We start from the raw sequence: 1,835 nt of genomic DNA, 5'->3' as shown, positions 1-1,835 counted from the left end.
GATAACCTGGGCAGGGTGCAATACAGTTATCTGCCGTATGTGCCGCAAAGTGGCAATACCAATGATGGCTCGTTTAAAACAGATCCCTTTAACAGTCAGCAGACGTTCTACCAGAACAACACGCTTAACCCGGGGACCATAGGTGAAAGTATTTATTATAACCAGGCTGTTTTTGAGCCGTCTCCATTAAACCGCACTGCCCGGGCCTATGCACCTGGTAACAGCTGGGCCCAGACGGGCGGCAATCACCCCGTTTCACATCAGTATTTACTCAATACGGTTGCAGACTCCGTAATGAACTGGAGTATGGGTGGTGGCCTTTTACCGGTAACATCAGCGGTTTACGCGGCTGGGGAGTTATCGAAAGACGTTATTACAGACGAAGCAGGCAGGCAGTCGATCGCATATAAGGATAAAGAAGGGCATGTTATATTAAATAAAATACAGTATGCCAGCAACCCGGGTACAGGCCATGATGGCTGGTTATGCACTTATTATATTTATGATTACCTGGGTAACTTACGGGTAATAGTGCCCCCGTTAGCAGTGCAGGCGATTGCCGGCAACCCTGATCTGTCGCCGGTTGCTGGTGAGTTATGCTTTATATATCGTTATGATGCTAAACACCGCCTGATCGTCAAAAAGGTTCCGGGAGCAGATTCCACAGAGATGGTATATGATCTGAGGGACCGGCTGGTATTTAGCAGGGATGGCAACATGAAATTGAAAAACAACTGGCTGGTTACTTTCTACGATACTTTAAACAGGCCCATAGAAACAGCGCTGTATAACAGTACAGCCACCCGTGCCACGTTGCAGGCCAGCATGAATATTGCTACCTCCAATACCCAAAGCATCAGTTATACTTTCCCGGGAGTAGCCGACCTGGTGGTTGCATCCTATGATGCCCGTCCCCAATACCAGGCAACCAACAGCATCTCTCTTGAAGCCGGGTTTGACAGCGGCGCTGGTGGTACAACAGAGGCACTCATCAACACTAATCTTGACCAGGGCACTACTATTATTACCGCTACTAACCCCCTACCCAGTATACCTGCCAGCGCTTTAACACCGCTCACTTATACCTTCTATGATAAATACAATTTCACTGGTGTACAAGCCCCACTAACAACAGATTTCAGTAAACCACAGGCCGGCACCAATCCTTACTCCGAGCCGGTAACCGCCACCAGCAGCATGACCAAAGGGATAGTGACGGGTACAAAAGTAAAGGTGCTGGGTACCAGTGACGGGTGGCTGACCGCCACTATCTACTACAATGATAAAGGCCGGGTGATACAGACTATCGGTGATAATATTTCCGGCGCACAGGATGTAACCACTACACTATATGACTTTAACGGGAAAGTATTAAGCACGTATTTACGCCATAAAAACCAACGCTGCGGCCCTACCCCGCAAACGACCGTGCTGACCATGATGGCGTATGATGCTGCGGGCAGATTGACCAGCATAAAGAAAAGGCTGAACGATACCACCACATTGGAGCGCACCATTGCCACCAATGATTATGATGAGCTGGGGAGATTAAAAACAAAGAAACTCGGTATCAATGGCACCAGCGCCCCTATTGAGCAGCTCTCCTACGAATACAATATCCGGGGATGGTTACATGGTATCAATAAAACATTTGTGAATACAGCTGGTAGTACCAGCAACTGGTTCGGGCAGGAACTGGACTATGATGCCGGCTTTGTAAGCAATCAATACAACGGCAATATTGCCGGGATAAAATGGAAAAGCAGGAGCAACAGCATTGCCAGGGCTTATGGTTACAGCTACGATAATACCAATCGTTTGACGGTGGCCGACTT

At 48.2% G+C, this 1,835-nt stretch carries 1 protein-coding gene; it reads left to right on the top strand.

The features are described 5' to 3' along the window. Window positions 1-1,835: DUF6443 domain-containing protein (locus CLV51_RS29340; protein WP_245899012.1), on the top strand; the 1,835-nt coding region annotated here is incomplete at both ends.

Origin of the sequence: Chitinophaga niastensis, from assembly GCF_003014755.1 — a bacterium.
Taxonomy (GTDB): Bacteria; Bacteroidota; Bacteroidia; order Chitinophagales; family Chitinophagaceae; genus Chitinophaga; species Chitinophaga niastensis.
Note: the sequence above shows the minus strand (reverse complement) of the source record. Positions and strands in the feature narration are given on the sequence as shown.